The organism is Gorillibacterium terrae (genome assembly GCF_051594785.1).
In the GTDB taxonomy this organism is placed as follows: Bacteria; Bacillota; Bacilli; order Paenibacillales; family NBRC-103111; genus Gorillibacterium.
Genome location: NZ_JBPPGI010000002.1, coordinates 347,249 through 368,949, shown reverse-complemented (window position 1 = coordinate 368,949; position 21,701 = coordinate 347,249). Strand labels below are relative to the sequence as shown.

The window sequence follows — 21,701 nt, the reverse complement described above, 5'->3', positions numbered from 1 at the left end:
GGGATAGAGTGTGACTGCCGCCTGAGGGCGGACCCGAACGAAGGGCTTGTCCGCTTGCGCGATGCCGGGAGGAGGGCCGCTGGAGCCCCCTCCACCCGGGCGTCCGATACCGAAACGACGGCCGCCTGGGCTTTAGCGCACCAGCCTCGCCATCTCGCGGTAGACGAGGGAAGCCGATTCGCTTTCCCCCATACGGCGCGAGTTCTCCGCCATCCGCCGGCGCCGGGCGGGATTTCCCATGATCTCCTCGATCTCGCGGAAGAGCCGTTCGCCGCTCAGCTCCTTTTCGGGCAGCAGCACGGCCGCCTCTTCCTTCTCCAGGCGACGGGCGTTCGCTTCCTGGTGGTTGTTGGTTACATTCGGCGAAGGAATGAGAATGGACGGAATGCCGAGCGCCGTGATCTCCGCCAAAAAGGACGCCCCCGCCCGGTTGACGATGAGCGAGGTGGCGGCGAGAACTTCCGGCATATTGTGCAAATACGGCTTGATCTTGAGCTTCTCCGGCAGCGGACCGACCGCCTCCCTCACCGCCGCCAACGTCTCTTCGTAGTAGGGCTCTCCGGTCACAAAGAGAACATGGACGCCGGGAAGGCGGGAAAGCCGGGGAGCGAGGCCGATCATCGCTTGGTTGATCGCCTTCGCTCCCCGGCTGCCGCCGACCACGAGCACGAGCTTGTCGCCCTTCTTCAAGTTCAGCGAGCGCAGCCCGCTGCCGGAATCGGCGTAAGCGACGGTGGTTGCTCTGGGGTTCCCGGTATAAACGGCATGCCGCGCGGCCGGGAAGTGGGCTTCCGAGCCGCGGAAGCTCACGGCCACCGTGTCGGCGTAGCGGCTCAGGAACTTGTTGGTCAAGCCGGGAACGGCGTTCTGCTCGTGGATGAGCGTGGGAATGCCCTGCTTGGCCGCGGCGTATACGACCGGGCCGCAGACGTAGCCGCCCGTCCCGACGACGATATCCGGCCGAAAGTCCTTCAGCAGCCCGCCGGACCGGCTCACCGCCTTGAGGAAGCGCATCACGGTCCTGACATTGTCCAGGCTGACCTTGCGCTTGAAGCCGGAGATGTCCACCGCTTCAAAGCGGAGGTCCGGGTGAGCCTTGGCGACGATGCCGCGCTCGAGCCCCGACGCCGTTCCGATATACAGGAACCGGGAATCCGGCTCTTCCCTGGACACCTCTTCCAAAACGGAGAGGGCCGGGTACACATGGCCTCCGGTGCCGCCTCCGCTTAAAACGACTCGCATGAGTTCACCTCGCCTGTCGGGATATATTAAGCAAAATTCCGATTGCCGTCAACATCAAGGTCAGGGAAGAACCGCCATAGCTGATCATGGGAAGGGTGATGCCGGTGACCGGGAACATGCCGATGACGACGCCGATGTTAATCATCACCTGGACGGCGATCATGCCGGTGATGCCTACCGCCAGCAGGCAGCCGAAGGGGTCGGGTGCCGCCATCGCCGTGCGGATGCCCCGCCAGACCAGAATGGCGAACAGCGCGAGCACGAAGGCGCCGCCGATGAAGCCGAGCTCCTCGCCGATGATCGAGAAGATGAAGTCCGTCTGCGGCTCGGGCAGGTAGCTGTGCTTTTGCAGGCTATGGTTAAAGCCGAGTCCCGCGAGGCCGCCCGGGCCGATCGCATAGAGGGACTGGATGATCTGGTAGCCGGTGCCGAGCGGGTCCGACCAGGGATCGAGGAACCCGGCGATGCGCTTCAGCCGGTAAGGCGCCGCGAGAATCAGGCCGGCGAAGCCGGCGACCCCGCCGAGCCCGAGAAGCCCGAGGTGCAGCATTCTCGCCCCGGCCGTGTAGATGACCATGAGCGCCGCTCCGAAGAGCACCACTCCGGTGCCGAGATCCGGCTGCAGCATGATGAGGCCGAAGGCGAAGCCGACGAGCAAGAGCGGCGGCACCAGTCCCTTCCAGAACAGCTTCAGCGGAAACCGGCCGTCCGCCAGCATCTTCGATAGAAAGATAAGAAGTCCGAGCTTCATGAATTCGGACGGTTGAATGCCGAAGGACCCGATGCCGAGCCAGCTGCGCGCGCCGCCGCGAACGACGCCGACGCCGGGAATGAGCACGAGCGCGAGCAGGCCGAAGCAGCCGAAGAGCAGATACTTGGACCACTTGCCCCAGACCGCGTAATCGACCCGGGAGGTCACGTACATGCCGCCCACGCCGAGAAGGGCGAAGAGCAGCTGGCGCTTGGTGTAATAGAGCCGGTCGCCGAAATCGTGAAACGACAGGACGGCGCTAGCGCTGTAGACCATCAGCACGCCGATGGTCAAGATCATGAGCGCGGCCGTAAGCAGGATGAGATCCGGCGATTTGCGTCTTTGCATGGTCCGTCCCCCTCTATGAGTACCGGGGCGGATCGGTTAAGCCGCATACGCAAAAAAACGCCGGTTGTCCAAGCCCCTTAGTTACAAGGTATGCACGGACTCCTTAAACATGCTTCCCCTCTCCTCATAGGAACGGTACATATCCCAGCTGGCGCAGGCGGGAGACAAGAGCACCACCTGCCCGGGAGCGGCGATGGCCGCGGCGAGCCGGACGGCTTCGGCCATCGCTTCGCGGGGGTCGGACGTCTCCACGGAGCGCACCTGCGGCACGCCCGCCTGCCGGGCGGCTTCGAGCAGCTTGCCTCGGGTTTCCCCGAGCGCAACCAGCCCTTTCACCTTCTCCCGCATGAGCGGAACAAGCTCGCCGTATTCCATGCCGCGGTCGAGCCCGCCCGCGATCAGGACCATTTCGGCATCGAAGGCCTCCAAATCCTTGATCGTCGCGGCCGGATTCGTCGCCTTCGAGCCGTTGACATAAGATATTCCCGACAGCTCGCGCACATGCTCGAGGCGATGCTCGACGCCGCGAAAATCCCGCAGGGCGGCGGCGACCGCTTCCACGGAAGCCCCGGCGCACAGCGCGGCGGCCGATGCCGCGAGCGCATTCTGCAGGTTGTGGCGGCCGGGCACGCCGACCTCGGAGGAGCGGACGAGATCGACCGTCCGCCCTTCGGGCGTCCGCCAGGTCAGCCATTCCTCTTCCCCGCGGCGGGCGAGGAACAAGCCGGAAGGCAGCTCTTCGACCATCGAGAAGGGAACGAGCTGCGCCTGAATCCATGGAATCAACGAGCGGCAGTAAGCGTCGTCCCAGTTCAGGACGGCGTAATCCTCCGGCCCTTGATTGGCGAACAGCTTGGCCTTGGAGCCGGCATAGTCTTCCATGGTTCCATGGTAATCGAGATGAGTCTCGTACACGTTCAGCAGAAGGCCGATGCGGGGCTTGAAGGAGCTCGTCCCCTTCAACTGAAAGCTGCTCAGCTCCACCACCATGATGTTGTCGGAGGACGCCTCCATGCAGGCGTCGCACAGCGAGCGGCCGATGTTGCCCGCCACGATCGGCGCGAGCCCGGCTTTTTCCAGCATGCGGTGCGTCCAGGTCGTCGTGGTCGTCTTGCCGTTGGAGCCGGTGATGCCGATGATCGGCGCGGGCGAAATCTGGTACGCTACCTCGACTTCCGTCACCACTTCGATCCCGAGGTCGAGGGCCTCCCGAATCGGCTTGGCTTTATAGGGAATCCCGGGATTTTTCACAACCAGCTCGACGCCTTCGTGAATGATGCCGTCCGGATGACCCCCGCAATGCACAGAAACACCCAGAGACGAAAGTTCCTCCGCCTCCGGGCATTCCTCGCGCGTCTTCTGATCGTTGACTGTCACCTTGGCGCCAAACCCGTGAAGGAGCTTGGCCACTGCCACGCCGCTTCGGGCCAGCCCGATCACGACGACGTCCTTGTCCTTGTAGTCTCTTGGATGCCGCATCCCGTTAAAACACCCCGATCACGTAGAGTCCGAGTCCCGCGAGCACGAAGCCCACCGCCCAGAAGGTGATGACGACCCGCCATTCCGACCAGCCGGACAGCTCGAAGTGATGGTGGATGGGACTCATTTTAAATACCCGCTTGCCGCGGGTTTTGAACGAAATGACCTGAATCACCACCGACAGAATCTCCATGATGAAGATGCCGCCGACCACGAACAGCGCAATTTCCGACTTGGTCAGCATGGCCACGGCCGCGAGCCCTCCGCCGATGCCGAGCGAGCCGGTGTCGCCCATGAACACCTTCGCCGGGTGGGCGTTGTAGACCAGGAAGCCGAGCACCGCCCCCACCATGGCGGCGGAGAAGATTGCCGTCTCCGGATGGTGGAACTTCATGGCGACGACGATGAAGGCGCCGAACGCAATGGCGCTTGTTCCCGACAGCAAGCCGTCGAGGCCGTCGGTGAAGTTGACGGCGTTGGACATGCCCAGCATGAACAACACCATGATCGGATAATACAGCCAGCCGAGCGGCAGGCTGTAGTCCGCGAGCGGAATCGGCAAATCCGTGGAGTGGCCGCTGCGGATCAGCAGGGCGCACACCGCCGCCGCGACAATGAGCTGGCCGAGCAGCTTCTGCTTGGCCGTCAAGCCGAGCGAGCGTTTGAAGACGATCTTGATATAATCATCGAGGAATCCGATAAGTCCAAACCCGAGCGCTGCCGTGAGCAGCACCGTGAGCTCGTTGTTCTTTTCACCAAACCGCAGAGCGGACAGCGACAGAGCCAGCAGGATAATGATGCCGCCCATGGTGGGGGTGCCTTTTTTCTTCTGGTGGGCGGCAGGCCCTTCCGTACGGATTTGCTGGCCGAATTTCAGCTTGCGGAGAACGGGGATCGCGAGCGGTCCGACGAGCAGCGCCAGCACGAAGGCCACGCCCAGGGGAAAAAGAACTTCTTTCAGCTCCATCAAAGTAGACAACTCCTATTCGGGTAACTCAACTCTCAGCTTTTATTTCCTTTACCGGAAGCTCGCTTGCGCGCGGGGCACGCCCCTGACAAAAGCATTCGCAGACGCTTCCCGGTTTGGCGCCGGGGCAAGGGCGGAATGCGCTAAGAATGATTTCTAGTACAAGGGATATGCCCCGCCCGGCTCTTCCATTCCTATTCGGACCAACGTTTTTGCGATAGCCGTTTTGCTAGGCTCGCAGAAGCGCCTCGGCCGCTTCCTCCAAATGCATGCTGTGCGATGCCTTGACCAGCACCACATCGCCCGCCTTCACCTCTGCGAGCAGATCGGCAATGAGCGCCGCTTTGTCGGTGTAATGGCGAACGGTTCCCGCTGGCATCCGCTCCTCCGCAGCCGCCGCCAGACGGGCGGACCTGGGCCCGAAGGCGAATATTCGGTCGGCGCCGGCCTCTGCGGCGGCGCGGCCGACTTCGGCATGAAACTCCGCCTCGCGGTCGCCCAGCTCCAGCATGTCGCCGAGCACCGCGATACGCCGTCCGGCGTCCGGCTGGCTGCCGTCCCGGAACAGGGCGAGCCCCGCCTTCATGGAAGTCGGGCTGGCGTTGTAGGCGTCGTTCAGGATGACGGCCCCGTTTGGCGCCACCTTGCGCTCGATCCGCATGCCGGTGATCGCCGCGCGGGCCAGCCCCTCGCGGATGCGGTCGTCCGGAACGCCGAGCGCCCGGGCGGCCGCGATCGCGGCGAGCGCGTTGGTCACGTTGTGCCGCCCGGCGAGCGGAATGCGGAATTCCGGCGAATCCGGTTCTTGAAGGCGGAACACGCTGCCGGAGATATCGGAGACCACGTCCGCTGCCGAGAGGTCGTTCATGCGATCCTCGCCGAACCGGAGACGGCGCATGCCCTCCGGCTGCGGCATTTCCGGCAGCACCTGCTCGATCAGCGGCTCGTCGCCGTTATAAATGAACAGGCCGTTCGGCGCCAGCCCCGCCAGAATCTCCGTCTTGGCGCGGGCGATCTCTTCGCGGCTGCCCAGCTGCAGCAGATGGGATTCGCCGATATTGGTGATGATGGCGATATCGGGTTCGGCGATGGAGGTGAGGAGGGCGATCTCGCCGCGTGCGCTCATGCCCATCTCAATCACGGCCGCCTGTGTCCCCTCGGGAATCTGCAGGAGCGTCAGCGGCAGGCCGATGTGATTGTTGAAGTTGCCCGGTGTCTTGTGGACCGAAAGAGCCGTCCCGATCGCGGACGCGGTGAGGTCCTTGGTCGTCGTCTTGCCGTTGCTGCCGGTAATGCCGACGACGCGGACGCCGAGCTCGCGCCGGTAAGCCCGGGCGAGGCTCTGCAGCGCAGCGAGCGGATCGGGCACGACGAGCAGCGGCGGCGCGGCGGCGGGCAGCTCTCGGCCCTCCCGCCAGAAGGCGGCGGCGGCCCCGCTTCGGACCGCCTGCGCCAGATAATCGTGTCCGTCGAACGACTCGCCGGTGAGCGGCACGAACAGGCTGCCCGGCGTCAGAGTGCGCGTATCCGAGGATACCTTCGTGATGACGGGGTCTTCTTCCCCTGCCCGCCCGTTTCCGGCTACGAGCCGAGCTCCGGTTATCGCGGCGATCTGCCGCAGTGTTTTCTTCATGATGTCTGTGCTCCTCTGATCGCGTTCCGCAATTCCTCGCGGTCATCGAAATGATGGCGGACGCGGTCCACTTCCTGATAGGTTTCATGGCCCTTGCCCGCAATCAATAGTACATCGCCGGGCCTTGCCAGTTCAACCGCCTTTTGGATCGCGGCGCGGCGGTCCGCCAGAATCTCGTAGTGTCCGGCTCCGGTGCGCGCGAGCCCCGCTTCGATCTCCCCGAGAATGGCGTTCGGGTCCTCGGTGCGCGGATTGTCCGAGGTGGCCAGCACGTAATCGCTGTACTTGCCTGCAATCTCGCCCATGATCGGCCGCTTCGTCCGGTCACGGTCGCCGCCGCAGCCGAAGACGGTGATCACCCCGTTTTCGGCGAACTGGCGAATCGCGGCCAGCGCATTCTCCAAGCCGTCCGGCGAATGGGCGTAATCCACGAGCGCGAGGAAATCCTGGCCCTCGTCGACCATCTCCATGCGCCCCTCTACCGACGGCAGCCCTTCCAGATGGAGAGCGATCCGTTCGAGCGGCACGCCCTCCAGCAGCAGAACCGCCACAGCGGCCAGTGTGTTGTAGACATTGAACCGGCCGACCAGCTTGGTGCGGATGTCCGCAAATTCATCGCCGTACGTTAACCGGAATTCCGTTCCCCGGTTGGTCAGCCGCATGTTCTCGGCCCGTACGTCGCACGCGCTGTCGATGCCGTACGTCAGCGTATGGGCGCTGGTTAAGGCGGCAAACTCGGCGGATGCCGGATCATCGGCATTCAGAACCGCATACTGACGGCGGTCGGGGTCGGGCGAGAATTCATTGCCGAGACGGGAAAAAAGCAGCCCCTTCGCCGCCCGGTAACGCTCCATCGTCTTGTGGTAATCGAGGTGATCCTGGGTGAGGTTGGTGAAGACGGCGGTCCGGAACCGGATGCCTTTCACCCGGCCGAGGTCGAGGGCGTGGCTGGACACTTCCATGACGCCGTAATCGGCTCCCTTATCCAGCATGCGGCGGAAGTTCTTTTGCAGCACGGCCGCTTCCTGAGTCGTATTGGCGGTACTGAAGGCTTCGCCGGCAATGACGGTCCGAATCGTGCCCATGAGGCCGGTGGTGTGACCCTCCGCCCGCAACAGCGCGTCGATCAGGGTCGTGGTGGTGGTCTTGCCGTTCGTACCGGTGACGCCGATTACTTTCAGGCGCTCGGTTGGGTAGCCGTAGAGATGATTGCTGATGACCGCGGCGGCAAAATGACAATCCTTCACTTGAAGCTGGGGTACGCTTAAAGGCAGCGGCCGTTCCACCACCAAAGCGGCGGCTCCCTGCCGGACGGCCAGCTCGGCATAATCGTGGCCATCCACGGTGAAGCCCGGAAGGCAGAGGAACAAGTCTCCTGCGGATACCTGGCGCGAATCCGTCACGATGCCGCGGACCTCCGCGTCGTCGCCGGTCCGGACGGCGTTCGGGAACAAGCCGGCAAGCTCGCTAAGCCTCATGCCGCTCGCCCCCTCTTGCCGCGCAGCTGTATGTAAACGGTGTTTGCTTGTTCATTTCGTTCGGTTCCTTCCTGGGTATCCCTTCATTTATATCCATTCTACACTTGCTTTAATCAGCAAGAAACCCCCAAGTTTACCCTCTCGATTCGCATTGAGAGCCAACGGCAAAGAGGGAGAGGATGCTCTCCCTCTTGCAAGGGGGTCTTCGTCTGTGCCCCCCTGGTTCCGGGCACACGCCCTCGATCCGCATCCGTGCGATGAACCCGCGCTGCCGCTATTCCTTGGCCTTTCCCGCCTCGTCGGCCAAATAGATTCGGATCGTAGACCCTTCGTCCACCCGCGTTCCGGCTTTGGGCACTTGGTTGACGACCACGTTTCCCTGCCCGGATTTGACCAGACGGAAATCGGTTCGCATGTCCTCGAAGATATCCGCCACGGTCATTCCGACCAGATTCGGCACCTCGACCGTCTTGACATCTCCATAGGTATATTCGCGCGACAGCTGATCCTTGCTGGGCTGAACGCCCATATACCGCAAGGCGTCTCCGAGCATGCTCTTGACGATAGGCGCGGCCACGACCCCGCCGAACTGAATGCCCTGCGGGTTATCGACCGCCGCGTAGACCACGACCTTCGGGTTATCCGCCGGAGCGAAGCCGATGAACGAGACGATATGCTCGTTCGGGGAATAGCGGCCGTTCACGACCTTCTGCGCCGTACCGGTCTTGCCGCCTACCCGGTAGCCGTCGATGAAGGCGGGCTTGCCGGTTCCCTTGGCGACGACGCTTTCTAGCGCGTAGCGGACCTGCTTGGAGATCTCCGGGGAGATGACCTGCCGCTTCAGCTCGGGCTCGACGCTCTTCACCTTCTCCCCCGTCTCCGGGTTGTACCAGGCCTTCACCACGTGGGGCGTCAACAGCTTGCCGCCGTTGATCGCCGCCGACACCGCCGCGACCTGCTGAATGGGCGTGACGGACACGCCCTGGCCAAAGGCCGTGGTGGCGAGCTCGACCGGGCCGACGCGGCTCGGCTTGAAGAGAATGCCGTTCTCTTCCCCGTTCAGGTCGATGCCGGTCTTCTTGCCGAAGCCGAACCGGCTGATGTAATCGAACAGCGTCTCCTTGCCGAGCCGCTGCCCCATGAGCACGAATCCCGGGTTGCAGGAATTCTCGACGACCTCCAGCATCGTCTCGCTGCCGTGGCCTCCCCGTTTCCAGCAGTGCAACGTGGCTCCCGCCACCTTGACGCTGCCCGAATCGAAGAAGGGCTCGTTGAAGGTGATCTTCTTTTCCTGCAGTGCCGCAGCAAGGGTGATGATCTTGAACGTCGAACCGGGCTCGTAGGTCATCCAGATCGGAAGGTTGCGGTTGTACACCTCCGCCGGGTATTGATTGAACTTCTCCGGCTCGTAGCCGGGGCGGTTGCCCATGGCCAGTATCTCGCCGGTGTTCGGGTCCATCATAATCGCCCAGGCCTGATCCGCCTGCGTCTTGGCCATCGTGTTGTCCAGCTCGCGCTCCAGCACCGACTGTAAATAATAATCGATGGTCAATTGCAGATTGAGTCCGTCCTTCGGCTCCTGGAACTGCTCGGAAGAATTTGGCATCCGCTTGCCCGAGGCATCCGACAGAAAAGAAACGCTGCCCTTGACGCCGGTCAGCTCATCGTCGTACTTGGCTTCCACGCCGGTGAGTCCCTGGTTGTAGCCGCCGGTGAAGCCCAGGATGTGCCCGGCCAGTTGGCCGAACGGATAATACCGTTTGTTGTCTTCGGCCACGACGATGCCGGACAAGCCCAGCGCGCGGATTTCCTTGGCCTTGGCTTCGCTCAGCTTCCGCCCCGCCGGCTTGATGTCGACCAGCATCTTGTTGACGGTAATCTGCTTGTAGACGGCTTCCTGGGACATTCCGAGAATGCCCGCAAGCTTCTGGGCCGTGGTCTGCTTGTCTTTGATTTGAGCGGGCACCGCGACGACCGAGGGCGAGCTCACGTTATACGTCAGCCGGACGCCGTTGCGGTCCCAAATCTCGCCGCGCTTATCCGCGTGCGGGATCTCCCGGCGCCAGGAATCCTCCGCTTTGGCCGCCAGATCGGGACCGAGCCAAAGCTGAACATAACCGAGCCGCAGGATCAGCGCGGCGAAAATCACGATGCCGCCCAGGAGGGCGAACCACAGCCGACGGCGCATGGTGACGGGTGACAGCTTCATGACAGTTCCCTCCGAAATCGTCAAGTATGGATCAATCCATGACTATTCGGAAGGTCGTCCGGGTAGAACAAGCTGCTCTGCATGCGGATCATTCCTTCCATCGCTTTTCCGGAATGATTCCGCATACTTCGCTCGTTGTCGGCCGTCTCGTCCGCCGCTTGCGGTCAGCCGGCGCTGCCGGTCCCCGCTTCGCTCCCCCCTCCGGGAGTGGGCGAAGCCCCGGCATCGGACGGAGACGGCGAAGCGGAACCGCCCGCCTCCGTGCCGACGGATTCGCTGAACGGCTTCAGCGTGAGCTCCAACGTCCGCTTGCTGCCGGTTCCCGTCAGCTTCTGCGAGACGACGAAGCCTTCGCCGTCGACTTTGTAGGAGACTTGGAGCAGCGTGGCAATCTCGACCGCGTCGCGGAGCGACATGCCCGTCAAGTCGGGAACGGCGGCGCTTCCGACCGTTCCCGCGACGAGCACGACGCTGCGGCCGAGAAGCACCTCGGTGCCGGCGGCGGGAAGCTGTTTGGTCACGGCCGAACCCGAGCCAAGCACATCCGCATGGAGACCGGCAGCGTTCAGCTTCTCCTTCGCCTCATTGACCGAGAGGCCGGTCAGGGACGGTACGGAGGCGGAGGCCTGCGACTGCTGGGTTTTGGTCTGGCTCTCCGAGGACGGAATGCCCAGGTAGGCCAGCGTCTCCGACATGACGTTCTTGAACACCGGCAGGGTGACTTGGCTGCCGTCATGGTACGTCTTGATTTGCGGCCGGTCGGCGATGATAATCAGGAGAATCTGCGGGTTCTCCAGCGGCGCGTACCCCATGAAGGAGATGACCCATTTGTCCGAAGCATAGGTCTTCTCTCCCTCGGGCACGATGTTCGCCGTACCCGTCTTGCCGGCGATCCGGTACCCCTGGATCGCCGCGCCCAGCCCCGTGGCATGCTCATCCATGAGCACGTGCTCCAAGGCCAAGCCGGTCTGCCGGGCCACTTCGGGACTCACGACCTGGCGGACCACTTCCGGCTTGCCGGTCTGGACCGCTTTGCCGGTCTTGGGATCGGTGATTTGCTTAATGATATACGGCTTCATCAGCTTGCCGTCGTTGGCGATCGCGGCGAAGGCGGCCGCCTGCTGCAGCGCCGTCACCGATACCGATTGGCCGAAGGTCGCGCGGGCATAGTCCGAATCGTAGCGGAAATTGGTATTGCCGGCGGCTTCGCCCGGCAGATCGATTCCCGTCCGCTCGCCGAAGCCGAACTTATGCACATAGGAGGTGAATTTCTCCTTGCCCAGGTCTTCGTATCCCAGCTTGGCAAACAAAACGTTGCTGGAACGCACCAAGCCTTCCATAAAGGAGATTCTTCCCCAGCCGACCCAGTTGTGGTCGCGAATCTCTTTCATGCCCTGAAATTTAACAACCCCGGAATCGAATTGCGCATGCGGCTTCCACAGGCCCTGCTCGATGGCGGCCGCGAGCGTAACGATCTTGAAGGTCGAGCCCGGCTCAACCTGATTGGCAATCGCCCGGTTGCGGTAGGCGCTCGGATCGGTCAGCCAGTATTCATTCGGGTTGAAATCGGGCGTGCTGGCCATGCCGAGAATCTCCATCGTCTTCGGATTGACGGCGATGCCGGTCATGCTCTTGGGCTTGAATTCTTCCTGGGCCCGGCGAAGCTCCTTTTCCAGATAATATTGAATGTTCTGGTCCAGGGTCAGTTGAACGTTCTTGCCGTCGATCGGCGAGGTCAGGCTCGCCTTGGAGCCGGGAATGTCCACGCCCTTCAGGTCCTTCTCCTTGACCAGCTTCCCGGGCGTACCGGTGAGCTGGCTGTTGAGGCTCTTTTCCAGTCCGGTGACGGCTTCGCCTTCCTTGCTCATGTATCCGAGCACCTGCGAGGCGAGCCGGTCGAAGGGATAGTAGCGCTTCTGCGTTTCTTTTAAAAGGATGCCGACCGAATAGTAGGGTTTGCCGGATGCCTTCAACTGCTGTTGAAGCTTATCCATGACCGCTTCCACGTCCTGCTTCTTCTCGGCGCTCAGCTTCCAGCCTTCCGGCTTGACTTCGACCTCCAGCATGTACTTGTCGTCCTTGGGCGCCGGGCGCTTCTTGGTGGCGAACTTGAACAAGCGCTCCTCCAGGTCGGCAACATAGGCGGGATCGTCTTTCGTCTTCAGCACCTGAGCCAGCTCATGCGCCACATCGCGCGCATTGTCCCGATCGTGGATGATCTCCGGGTTCAACGCCACCGTGTAAGCCGGGGTCTCTTCCGCCAGCGTCCGGCCGCTGCGGTCGGTAATCGAGCCCCGCACGGGCTGGAGAACTTCCTCCGAGGTCCACAATCCTTCGGCCTTCTCGCGGAGACTGGAGGCTTCTACGACCTGAATCCAATAGATTCGGCCGACGACGGTGAAAAACAGCAGGAAAAAAAAGACTCCGATCAACAAGGACCGGATTTTTGAGGTTTTATCCATTTGGTTGGTTCACTCCCCGCCGGTTTATCGGGATGCCGTCTGATGCGACGCCTCGGAGTCGCCCGAGCTCGGCTTTTGATTTTCCTGTACGGGCTTGTAGCCTTCCGCCACCGCTTCGGCCGAAAGCTTTTCCGGATTTTTCACCGTCCACAGCTTGGCCTTGAGCTCGGCGTTCCGCTCGTCTTCCTGCTTCATCTCCTGCTTCGTCTGATAGATTTCATGGTTGGTGGCATAAAGCTGCGAAGTGAGCAGAACCAAGCTGCCAAGCACGGCCGTCAGGGCGAAGCACGCCCCGAGGTATGCCAGCTTTTCCAGAGCAGACAGCTTGAACGTCCTGCGGCCGGGAGACGGCTTCGGGCGATGGCCCGGTTTTGGATTCTGCTTCTGCCGCTCCGCTTCCCTTACCGCCAGGTTGCCATACGTATACGCCAAGTTCATCTACTCCTTTTTCCCAAATTCAAGTTTTTCGGCGACTCTCAGCTTGGCCGATCGCGCGCGCGGGTTCTCATCCAATTCTTCCGTCGACGGCTCCTGGGGCTTGCGTCCGATAAGGCGCAGCTTCGCAACCTTCCCGCAGACGCACACCGGAAAATCGGGCGGGCATGTGCAGGTGCCGACGAATCGGGCGAAGGTCTGCTTGCAGATGCGATCCTCCAGGGAGTGGAAGGTGATGACGGACAGCCTTCCGCCCGGAGCCAGACAATCCACGGCTTGCTCCAGGGAATCCTCGAACGCCCGCAGCTCGTCGTTGACGGCGATGCGCAGCGCTTGAAAGCTTCGCTTGGCGGGATGCGGTCCTGAACGCCTGGCGGCGGCCGGGATCGCTTCCTTGATAATCTCGGCGAGCCTTAGCGTCGTCCGGATCGGCTCGGCGCTGCGTTCGCGGATAATGGCCGCGGCGATCCTCCGGGAGAATTTCTCCTCGCCGTATTCGAACAGCACCTTGGCGATGTCCAGCTCCGACCACCCGTTTACCACATCCGCGGCGGTGAGCGGCGAGCTGCGGTCCATCCGCATGTCGAGCTCCGCATCCTGGTTGTAGCTGAAGCCCCGCTCGGCTTCGTCGAGCTGCGGCGAGGAGACGCCCAGGTCGTACAGGATGCCGTCCACCTGGGGCACGCCGTCCCGCTTGGGCACGGGCAGTTCGCTCAATTGCTCGCGTATGTATCGAAAATTGCTTTTGACCAGCACGACACGGTCCAGATAAGGAGCCAGCCGCTCCCTCGCATGAGTGAGCGCCGTTTCATCCTGATCGAAAGCGATCAGTCTCCCGTCCGGACCGAGCTCGGCGGCGATACGTTCGCTGTGCCCGGCTCCGCCGAGCGTGCAGTCGACATAGATTCCTTCGGGGCGCACCTTCAACCCCGCCACCGCTTCTTCCTTCATGACGGTTACATGATGAAACATCCGCTTGCCTTCCTCCTGCCTGTTCCTCATAGATCGAAGTTGAAATCCACCAGCTTCTCGGCGATTTCGTTGAAGGACTCCTCGGACTTCTGCGAGTATTCCTCCCAAACCGCTCGGCTCCAGATTTCAACCCGGTTGGAGACGCCGATGACGACGCAATCCTTGTCCAGCTTGGCATGCTCCGTCAGATTCTTCGGCAAATTTACCCTTCCCTGTTTGTCCAGCTCGCATTCGACCGCTCCGGAAAAGAAGAACCGGGTGAAAGCGCGGGCGTCGGATTTCATCAGGGACAACGACTTCAGCTTCTGTTCGAGCACGCTCCATTCGGAGCTCGGGTAGACGAACAGACATTGATCCAACCCGCGGGTGATGACGAAAGAGGCTCCCAGCTCTTCGCGGAACCGGGAGGGGATGGTCAGGCGGCCTTTCTCATCGATGCTATGTTGGTGTTCCCCCATAAACACGGATGTCAGCGCCCCTTTCCTCCACTTTCCCCCACTTCACCCCACGCGATATACTTTATATTCGAAATCAAAATAAAAAATCCTGCCTCGGAGGCAGGATTTCTAAAATTTTTTTAACCGCCTAAATGGTTAATGCCGCTCGCGTTCCCGATTCGGCCGCCGGTTAATGCTGCTGCCAGCTCTGGAGATACGCCTTTTGCTCGTCGCTGAGCGCATCGATTCCGGTTCCCAGGGATTCGAGCTTAAAGCGGGCCACTTGCTCGTCCAGCTCGTAAGGCAGGTTCAACACCCGGTTGCCGATCGTCTTGTACTGCTCGTTGACGTATTTCAGCGACATGGCCTGCAAGGCAAAGGTCATGTCCATGATCTCGGCCGGATGTCCATCGCCGGCGGCCAGGTTGACGAGGCGACCTTCCGCCAGGAGATAGATGCGGCGGCCGTCCTTCATCTGGAATTCCTCGATGTTGCGGCGCACGGTCCGCTTCGAGACGGAAAGGGCGTTCAGGTCCGGCTTGTTGATCTCGACGTCGAAGTGACCGGCGTTGGCGAGCAACGCTCCGTCTTTCATCACCTCGTAATGCTCGCTGCGGATGACATCCTTGTTGCCGGTCACGGTGACGAACAGGTCGCCGCGCTTGGCGGCCTCCGCCATCGGCATGACGGCGAAGCCGTCCATGTAGGCTTCGACGCCCTTGATCGCGTCGATTTCGGTGACGATCACGTTCGCTCCGAGGCCCTTGGCCCGCATGGCGACCCCCTTGCCGCACCAGCCGTAGCCGACGACGACCACGGTCTTGCCGGCGACCACCAGGTTCGTGGTGCGGTTAATGCCGTCAAACACCGACTGTCCGGTGCCGTACCGGTTGTCGAACAGGTACTTGCAGTAGGCGTCGTTCACGGCAACCATCGGGAACTTGAGCGCACCTTCCTTTTCCAGAGCCTTGAGCCGCAGGATACCGGTCGTGGTTTCCTCCGCTCCGCCCCGGACCGTCTTCAGAAGATCGGTGCGCTCGGTATGCAGCAGGGTCACCAGATCGCCGCCGTCGTCGATGATGAGGTCAGGCTCCGTTTCCAGCGTCTTGATGAGCAGCTCCTTGTACTCCGCCGGTTCCGGGTTGTATTTGGCATAGACCGTGATGCCGTCCTCCACCAGCGCCGCGCACACATCGTCCTGCGTCGACAGCGGGTTGCTGCCGGTGATCGCCACCTCGGCGCCTCCGGCTTGCACCACTTTGGCGAGGTAAGCGGTCTTCGCCTCCAGATGGAGAGAGATCGCCACCTTCAGCCCTTTGAACGGCTGCTCCTTGACGAATTGCTCCTTGATTCGGTTTAGCACCGGCATATGGGCGTCCACCCAGTCGATCTTGAGATGTCCCTCCGCCGCCAGCGCCGGATTGGCAATGATGCTCCGTTCCTTCGTATTCATCCCTTGGCCTCCTCCACTTTTTCTTCTTATTTAGAAATAGACCGCCCGATGCTCTCCCCACTCTTCGGTGAGGGCGTCCATTACTTCCCAGAGCCAGCTGTTCCCGTACTTGACGAGATAAGGCAGCACGTTGTAAACCCGCTCTTGCGGCTTGCCGCCCGGATACAGCGACAAGGCGATCCGGTCCCATTGCCGGATGGAGGCGTCAAATTGCGACTGGTACGCCTCGGTGGAGCGGGCTTCCAGGAATTCCGCCTGCTCCAAGATCTTCATCAGGTTAACTCCGGCGAGCTTGGCCATGCCCGGATTGATCGACGAGACGAGGTCGACGATCGGCTGATAATCCTCGCGCAGCTTGTCTTTGGCCCAGGCAAAGCGTTCCGCAAGCCCCAAGCTGTCCTGCTCCTTCAGCCACTCCTGCTTCCGTTCCTCCAGCCGGTCGAAGACATCCTCCAGCGTCAAGCCGTACTTGCGCATATGCTTGGCCACGGTGCCTTCGATGAGCGTAAAGCTCTTGCGCGGCACGAGCAGCGGCATGTCCATCCCGAAGGCTTCGAACGCCCGCCGCGTCAAGCCCCAGTAGCTGAGTTCGCCGGGACCCAGCACCGCTCCGAGCACCGGCAGCAGGTATTCCTGCATCAGCGGCCGGGTGAGGACGTTGTTGCTGAAGTCCTGGGGCGAACGGTTCAGCCGGTCCACTAATTCTTCCCGGGTGAAGAAGCGGGTTCCCTTGCGGTCGGTAAAACCGCCTTCGCGGCGGTAAAGCAGGATGCGGTCGCCGGTCTTCTCATCGAACAGGAATAAGTTAGCTCCGTCCGGGACCACTTCCGCCTGCGGCTCAAACCCGTGCCGCAGCACCGCCTGTTCGCCTTCCTGCAGCGAAGCAGACAACTCTTCCTGGCGTGTGATCAGCTCCAGGAAGAAATCCTTCTCGCAGGCTCGCAGAGCGGGGTCATCGGAATCCAGCAGCACAAGCCCCTGCTCTCCGAACTGCCAAGCCATGAAACGGGCAAACCATTCGGTCAGGGTGCGCGAGTCGCGGGCAAAACGGCGAAGATGTTCCATGAGGCCGGTCTTGAACTCCGTATCCATGAGCGAGGCTTCCAGCTCTTCGAGCACAGGCCCCCAATCCTCGATAACCGTTCGGCTTACCGAGGAACGGCCCATACCCGGATGGGGGAGGACGATCTTCTTCGTCGCGAGCCGGCTGTCCAGAATGGCAACGTGATTGACTTCGTTGAAATCATGATCCTCGCCGGCGATCCAGAAGAGCGGAATCACCGGTCGGCCAAGCCGCGCTTCCGCGATCCTCGCCGCATGAAGAATGGTTACGGCCTTGTAGATCACCAGAAGCTCGCCGGTAAAGAGGCCCGCCTGCTGGCCGCCGGTCAGCACCAAGGCGTTCGGGTCGCGCAGCCGCTCGATCTGCTCCAAGGCTTCCTTCGAGTTGCCCATGGCCGTGTTGTAGGATCGTAACGCATCGGCTACCCGTTCCCGGTCCGCCGACGGAGCCGGGCTAGCATCGCGGGCGGCTGCCCGGCGCGCCCACTCCTCCGGTTCCCACGGATTATACGCATACAGCTCCTTCAGCCGGGTGAAATTCCGGCGGTATTCCTCCGCCAGCGTTTGCCCCGCCCCGAGCGTGATGGGTTCCAGTATCAAGATGTGCCAAGCCTCCAATTCGCGCCGGTATTCCCAAACCTACCGGCGGCAGTTCATTTAGATTGTACATGCGGATGTGCAAAATTACAACCGAATCGCACACGCCCCGGAGCTTGCGCCTCAAGCGGGAAAGCGAAAAAAAACCGCCCCTCGCAGGGCGGTTCAGTAATGGGTGGGCAAAGCATCCGGCTTGCGCCGGTTGAAGATCAATACAGGTAGCAGGCCGCGTAGTGGCCTTCTTCGATTTCCTTCATGGGCGGCATTTCCTTGGAGCAGATCTCCATGGCATGCGGGCAGCGCGTACGGAACGGGCAGCCGCTTGGCGGGTTGAGCGGGCTCGGAACCTCGCCCTGCAGGATAATGCGTTCCCGCGTACGCTCCACTTCCGGGTCGGGAATCGGAATCGCCGACAGGAGCGACTGCGTATACGGATGGAGCGGCTTCGCGTACAACTTGGTGGAGGAGGTAATCTCCATCATCTTGCCGAGGTACATGACGCCGATCCGGTCGGAGATGTGTTTGACCATCGCCAGGTCATGGGCGATGAACAGATAAGTCAGACCGCGTTCTTTTTGCAGCTGCTGGAACAGGTTGATGACCTGGGCCTGGACCGAAACGTCGAGCGCCGAAATCGGTTCGTCGGCGATGATGAACTGCGGCTCGATGGCGAGCGCCCGGGCGATCCCGATCCGCTGGCGCTGGCCGCCGGAGAATTCATGCGGGAACCGGCCCGCATGCTCCGAGTTCAGGCCGACGGCGTCAAGCAGCTGGTGCACCCGCTTCGTCCGCTCCGCCCGGCTTTTGGCCAGGCCGTGAATGTCGATCCCTTCGGCGATGACGTCGCCGACGGTCAACCGCGGGTTGAGGGATGCATACGGATCCTGAAACACCATCTGCATGCTCCGGGTATAGCTGCGGCGATCCTTCGCGCTCATGTTCTTGATGCTCTTGCCGTTGTAGAGCACGTCTCCGCCGGTGATATCGTACAAGCCGATGATCGTCTTGCCGGCGGTGGATTTACCGCAACCGGATTCCCCGACGATACCGAGGGTTTCGCCCTTGCGGACGTTAAAGGTGACGCCGTCGACGGCCTTCAGCATCTTGCCGCCGATATTGAAATGCTTCTTCATGTCCTTGACTTCAAGCAGATAGTTCTGTTCCGCCATTATACCGCACCTCCCGCTTCAACCGGACGCTCAACCTTCGGCGCATCCGGGTGACAGAGCCAACAGGCGGCGCGATGGTCGCCCTTCACTTCAAATTTCTCCGGATCATGGTCCAGACACACCTTCATGGCGTACGGACAGCGGTCCGCAAAGGCGCAGCCCTTCGGCGGTGCGAACAGATCGGGAGGCGTTCCCGGAATCGGCACGAGGTCGCTCTTGTTCTCCGCATCAAGGCGGGGAACGGAGCGCAGCAGACCCCAGGTGTACGGATGGCGGGATTCGTAGAAAATCTCGTCCACCGTGCCTTCTTCAACGATCTTGCCGGCGTACATGACGATGACGCGGTCGGCCATTTCGGCGACGACGCCGAGGTCGTGGGTGATCATAATGATAGAGGCATCGGTCTTTTCCTTCAGAGCCTGCATCAGCTCGATAATCTGAGCCTGGATCGTCACGTCGAGCGCTGTCGTCGGTTCATCCGCAATCAGCAGCTTCGGGTTGCAGGCCAGCGCGATTGCGATCATCACGCGTTGACGCATCCCGCCGGACAGCTCGTGGGGGTACTGCTTCAAGCGGCCTTCCGGGTTGGACATCCCGACCAGCTTGAGCATTTCCAGCGAACGGGCCATGGCCTGTGCTTTGTTCATGCCTTGGTGCTTGATCAGGCTCTCGCTGATCTGCTTGCCCACCGTCATCGTCGGATTGAGCGAGGTCATCGGGTCCTGGAAAATCATGCCCATTTCCGAGCCGCGAACCCGCTGCATCTGACGATCCGACAGCTTGACGATGTCCTTGTCTTCGTTAAATACGATCGAGCCTTCTTTGATGAAGCTGGGGGGAGAAGGCACGAGGCGCATGATCGTTTGGGCGGTGACGGATTTGCCGCAGCCCGACTCGCCGACGATCGCCAGCACTTCCCCTTTATCCAAATGGAACGTGACTCCCCGTACCGCCTGCACTTCACCGGCATAGGTCCGGAAGGAAACCTTCAGGTCCGTCACGTCCAGAATCCGCTTGGTATCTTTCGATGTGGTCATTCCACGTTTCACCCCTTATTTGCGCAGCTTCGGATCGAGCGCATCGCGCAGTCCGTCGCCGAGCAGGTTACAGCTCAACAGAATCAAGCTGAAGACAATGGTAGGAATGATCAGCCGGTAGGAGTGGAAGCGAAGAACTCCGATCCCGTCGCTGATCAAGGCGCCCAGGGAGGCCAAAGGCGCTTTAATGCCGAGGCCGAGGAAGCTGAGGAATGCTTCGGTAAAGATGGCGCCCGGCACAACAAACGTAATTTGAACGATGATGATCCCGAGTGCGTTCGGAATCAGATGGCGCAGGATGATCCGCCACGGGCTTGCCCCGAGTGTACGGGCCGCGAGTACGAACTCCTGCTCTTTGATCTGCAGGATCTGGCCGCGGACCAGGCGAGCCATACCGACCCAACCGGTAATCGAGTAAGCAATGATGATGGTCGTGATACCGGGCTGAAGGAACATGATCAGCAGGATCGTGATCAGCAGATACGGAATCGCATAGATGACTTCCATGAAGCGCATCATGATGTCGTCGACGCGTCCGCCGAAATAGGCGGCAATTCCGCCGTACAGAACGCCGATGATCAAGTCGACCAGCGCGGCAACGACACCGATGAACAGGGAAATGCGGGTGCCCCACCAAACGCGGGTCCACATGTCTCGTCCGAACTCATCCGTCCCGAACCAAAAGCTCTTGTTCGGAAACTTGTCTAGGTTGTTGTAATCTTGGAAATCATACGTGTGATTCGTCATGAGCGGTCCGAAGATCGCCATAATCAGCAGCACCACGAGGGTAATCAATCCGCCCATGGCCAGCTTGTTCATCCGCAGGCGTCTCCAGGCGTCCGCCCAGAAATTAACCGAAGGCCGGACAATTTTCTCGGTGCCGAGCTGCTCGCGGTTAATCGGTGTGAATTGGTCTTGGGTAATTTCTTGCATGGGTTAAGCCCTCCCTTTCGAGACACGAATTCGAGGGTCGATAAACCCGTAAGCCACGTCGACAATGAACAAGGCTATCATCAGGATTACGGAATAGAAGATGGTGAGTCCCGCAATCATCGTATAGTCATTGGAAGTGACGGCTTGCACAAAGTGCTTGCCGAGTCCCGGCACAGCGAAGACTTGCTCGACAATCAGGGTGCCGGTGATCAGGTTGACGGCGATGGTGCCGAGCGCTGTAATAACCGGAATGATGGCGTTGCGAATCGTATGCTTCCAGACGGTAACGTTGGGCGAAAGTCCCTTCGCTTTGGCAGTCTTGATATAGTCCTGATTGAGAACGTCCAGCATCGAGGTTCTCATCAAACGCGCCAGTACGGCGATGGTACCGAAAGAAAGAGCGATAGCGGGCAAAATGCGATATTGCGGGCCATTCCACAAGCCGGGAGGCAGCCAGCCAAGCTTAACGCCTACATAATAGGAAAGCAGCGGACCAAGCACCATGGAAGGAACAGAGACGCCTACGACTGCGGTGAACATGGCAGCGTAGTCGAGTCCTTTGTTATGGTGAAGCGAAGCGACGATACCGAGTGCGACACCGACGATAACCGCGATGAGCAGCGCCCAAAGGCCCAGTTCGGCCGAAGCCGGGAAGGCTTGTCCGATCTTCTCCGTAACCGTGGTCGTCGGAAATTGGTAGGAGCGGCCGAGATCGCCGTGAAGAACGTTCCACATGTATTTCAGATACTGCTCCCAGACGGGCCTGTCCAAACCATACTGCTGCAAGAGAATTTTCTTCGCATCCGCCGATAGCTTCATGGATGCTTCGCCGAAGGGATTCCCGGGGAGGTTCTTCATCAGGAAGAACACCACGGTGATGATCACCCATAGGGTGACAATCATGTAAAGGAGTCGGCGAATAATAAACTTTACCATAAGGCACCACCTAAGCCAAAATTATGATTACTGCCTTGGACACGCATAAACGGCACCTACCCGCTTGGGAAGCGGGCTTGGGGCCGTTAGGCGGGTCGCAG

17 protein-coding genes are annotated in these 21,701 nt (G+C 61.0%); all 17 read right to left on the bottom strand.

From position 1 onward, the window contains the following. Positions 1-132: 132 nt before the first annotated feature. The 17 genes from murG to ACSEXS_RS11655 all read right to left on the bottom strand — a co-directional run bounded on the left by murG (position 133) and on the right by ACSEXS_RS11655 (position 21,600). Positions 133-1,242 carry an undecaprenyldiphospho-muramoylpentapeptide beta-N-acetylglucosaminyltransferase gene (gene murG, locus ACSEXS_RS11735; protein ID WP_438433413.1) on the bottom strand — a complete coding sequence of 370 codons (1,110 nt, stop codon included), beginning with the start codon at positions 1,240-1,242 and terminating at the stop codon, positions 133-135. A 4-nt stretch (positions 1,243-1,246) separates the two neighbouring features. Next, positions 1,247-2,341, bottom strand: coding sequence for a stage V sporulation protein E (spoVE, locus tag ACSEXS_RS11730; RefSeq protein WP_438433412.1), 1,095 nt, complete (start codon positions 2,339-2,341; stop codon positions 1,247-1,249). Between the two features lie 81 nt (positions 2,342-2,422). Continuing rightward, the gene (murD, locus tag ACSEXS_RS11725; RefSeq protein WP_438433411.1) at positions 2,423-3,820 is read right to left on the bottom strand and encodes a UDP-N-acetylmuramoyl-L-alanine--D-glutamate ligase; all 1,398 of its coding nucleotides are present in this window, start codon (positions 3,818-3,820) and stop codon (positions 2,423-2,425) included. A 4-nt stretch (positions 3,821-3,824) separates the two neighbouring features. Further along, a complete protein-coding gene (gene mraY / locus ACSEXS_RS11720) occupies positions 3,825-4,787 on the bottom strand; it encodes a phospho-N-acetylmuramoyl-pentapeptide-transferase (RefSeq protein ID WP_438433410.1) in 963 nt (320 codons plus the stop codon). A gap of 229 nt (positions 4,788-5,016) precedes the next feature. Continuing rightward, complete coding sequence (locus ACSEXS_RS11715) at positions 5,017-6,420, bottom strand: UDP-N-acetylmuramoyl-tripeptide--D-alanyl-D-alanine ligase (RefSeq protein WP_438433409.1); 1,404 nt, start codon at positions 6,418-6,420, stop codon at positions 5,017-5,019. After that, the gene (locus ACSEXS_RS11710; protein WP_438433408.1) at positions 6,417-7,898 is read right to left on the bottom strand and encodes a UDP-N-acetylmuramoyl-L-alanyl-D-glutamate--2,6-diaminopimelate ligase; all 1,482 of its coding nucleotides are present in this window, start codon (positions 7,896-7,898) and stop codon (positions 6,417-6,419) included. Before ACSEXS_RS11710 ends, ACSEXS_RS11715 begins: the two co-directional genes overlap by 4 nt. A 274-nt stretch (positions 7,899-8,172) precedes the next feature. Further along, positions 8,173-10,107, bottom strand: a complete 1,935-nt coding sequence (locus ACSEXS_RS11705; RefSeq protein ID WP_438433407.1) for a stage V sporulation protein D — start codon at positions 10,105-10,107, stop codon at positions 8,173-8,175. Between the two features lie 164 nt (positions 10,108-10,271). Further along, entirely contained in the window at positions 10,272-12,569 is a 2,298-nt protein-coding gene (locus ACSEXS_RS11700) for a penicillin-binding transpeptidase domain-containing protein (RefSeq protein ID WP_438433406.1), read from the bottom strand. A gap of 24 nt (positions 12,570-12,593) precedes the next feature. Next, entirely contained in the window at positions 12,594-13,001 is a 408-nt protein-coding gene (locus ACSEXS_RS11695) for a hypothetical protein (RefSeq protein WP_438433405.1), read from the bottom strand. 6 nt (positions 13,002-13,007) lie between these two features. Then, complete coding sequence (gene rsmH, locus ACSEXS_RS11690; protein WP_438433404.1) at positions 13,008-13,976, bottom strand: 16S rRNA (cytosine(1402)-N(4))-methyltransferase RsmH; 969 nt, start codon at positions 13,974-13,976, stop codon at positions 13,008-13,010. Positions 13,977-14,002: 26 nt separating this feature from the next. Beyond that, positions 14,003-14,440 (bottom strand): division/cell wall cluster transcriptional repressor MraZ, encoded by a 438-nt coding sequence (mraZ, locus tag ACSEXS_RS11685; RefSeq protein WP_438433403.1) that lies wholly within the window; start codon positions 14,438-14,440, stop codon positions 14,003-14,005. A gap of 163 nt (positions 14,441-14,603) precedes the next feature. Further along, positions 14,604-15,866 (bottom strand): adenosylhomocysteinase, encoded by a 1,263-nt coding sequence (locus ACSEXS_RS11680; RefSeq protein WP_438433402.1) that lies wholly within the window; start codon positions 15,864-15,866, stop codon positions 14,604-14,606. 30 nt (positions 15,867-15,896) lie between these two features. Then, positions 15,897-17,528 carry a bacillithiol biosynthesis cysteine-adding enzyme BshC gene (gene bshC, locus ACSEXS_RS11675; RefSeq protein ID WP_438433401.1) on the bottom strand — a complete coding sequence of 544 codons (1,632 nt, stop codon included), beginning with the start codon at positions 17,526-17,528 and terminating at the stop codon, positions 15,897-15,899. A 206-nt stretch (positions 17,529-17,734) separates the two neighbouring features. Then, positions 17,735-18,694 (bottom strand): ABC transporter ATP-binding protein, encoded by a 960-nt coding sequence (locus ACSEXS_RS11670; RefSeq protein ID WP_438433400.1) that lies wholly within the window; start codon positions 18,692-18,694, stop codon positions 17,735-17,737. Then, the gene (locus ACSEXS_RS11665; protein ID WP_438433399.1) at positions 18,694-19,731 is read right to left on the bottom strand and encodes an ABC transporter ATP-binding protein; all 1,038 of its coding nucleotides are present in this window, start codon (positions 19,729-19,731) and stop codon (positions 18,694-18,696) included. Before ACSEXS_RS11665 ends, ACSEXS_RS11670 begins: the two co-directional genes overlap by 1 nt. A gap of 15 nt (positions 19,732-19,746) precedes the next feature. Further along, positions 19,747-20,664, bottom strand: coding sequence for an ABC transporter permease (locus ACSEXS_RS11660; protein WP_438433398.1), 918 nt, complete (start codon positions 20,662-20,664; stop codon positions 19,747-19,749). Between the two features lie 3 nt (positions 20,665-20,667). Then, positions 20,668-21,600: an ABC transporter permease gene (locus ACSEXS_RS11655; RefSeq protein WP_438433397.1), complete on the bottom strand. Its 933-nt coding sequence runs from the start codon at positions 21,598-21,600 to the stop codon at positions 20,668-20,670. Positions 21,601-21,701 lie beyond the last annotated feature (101 nt).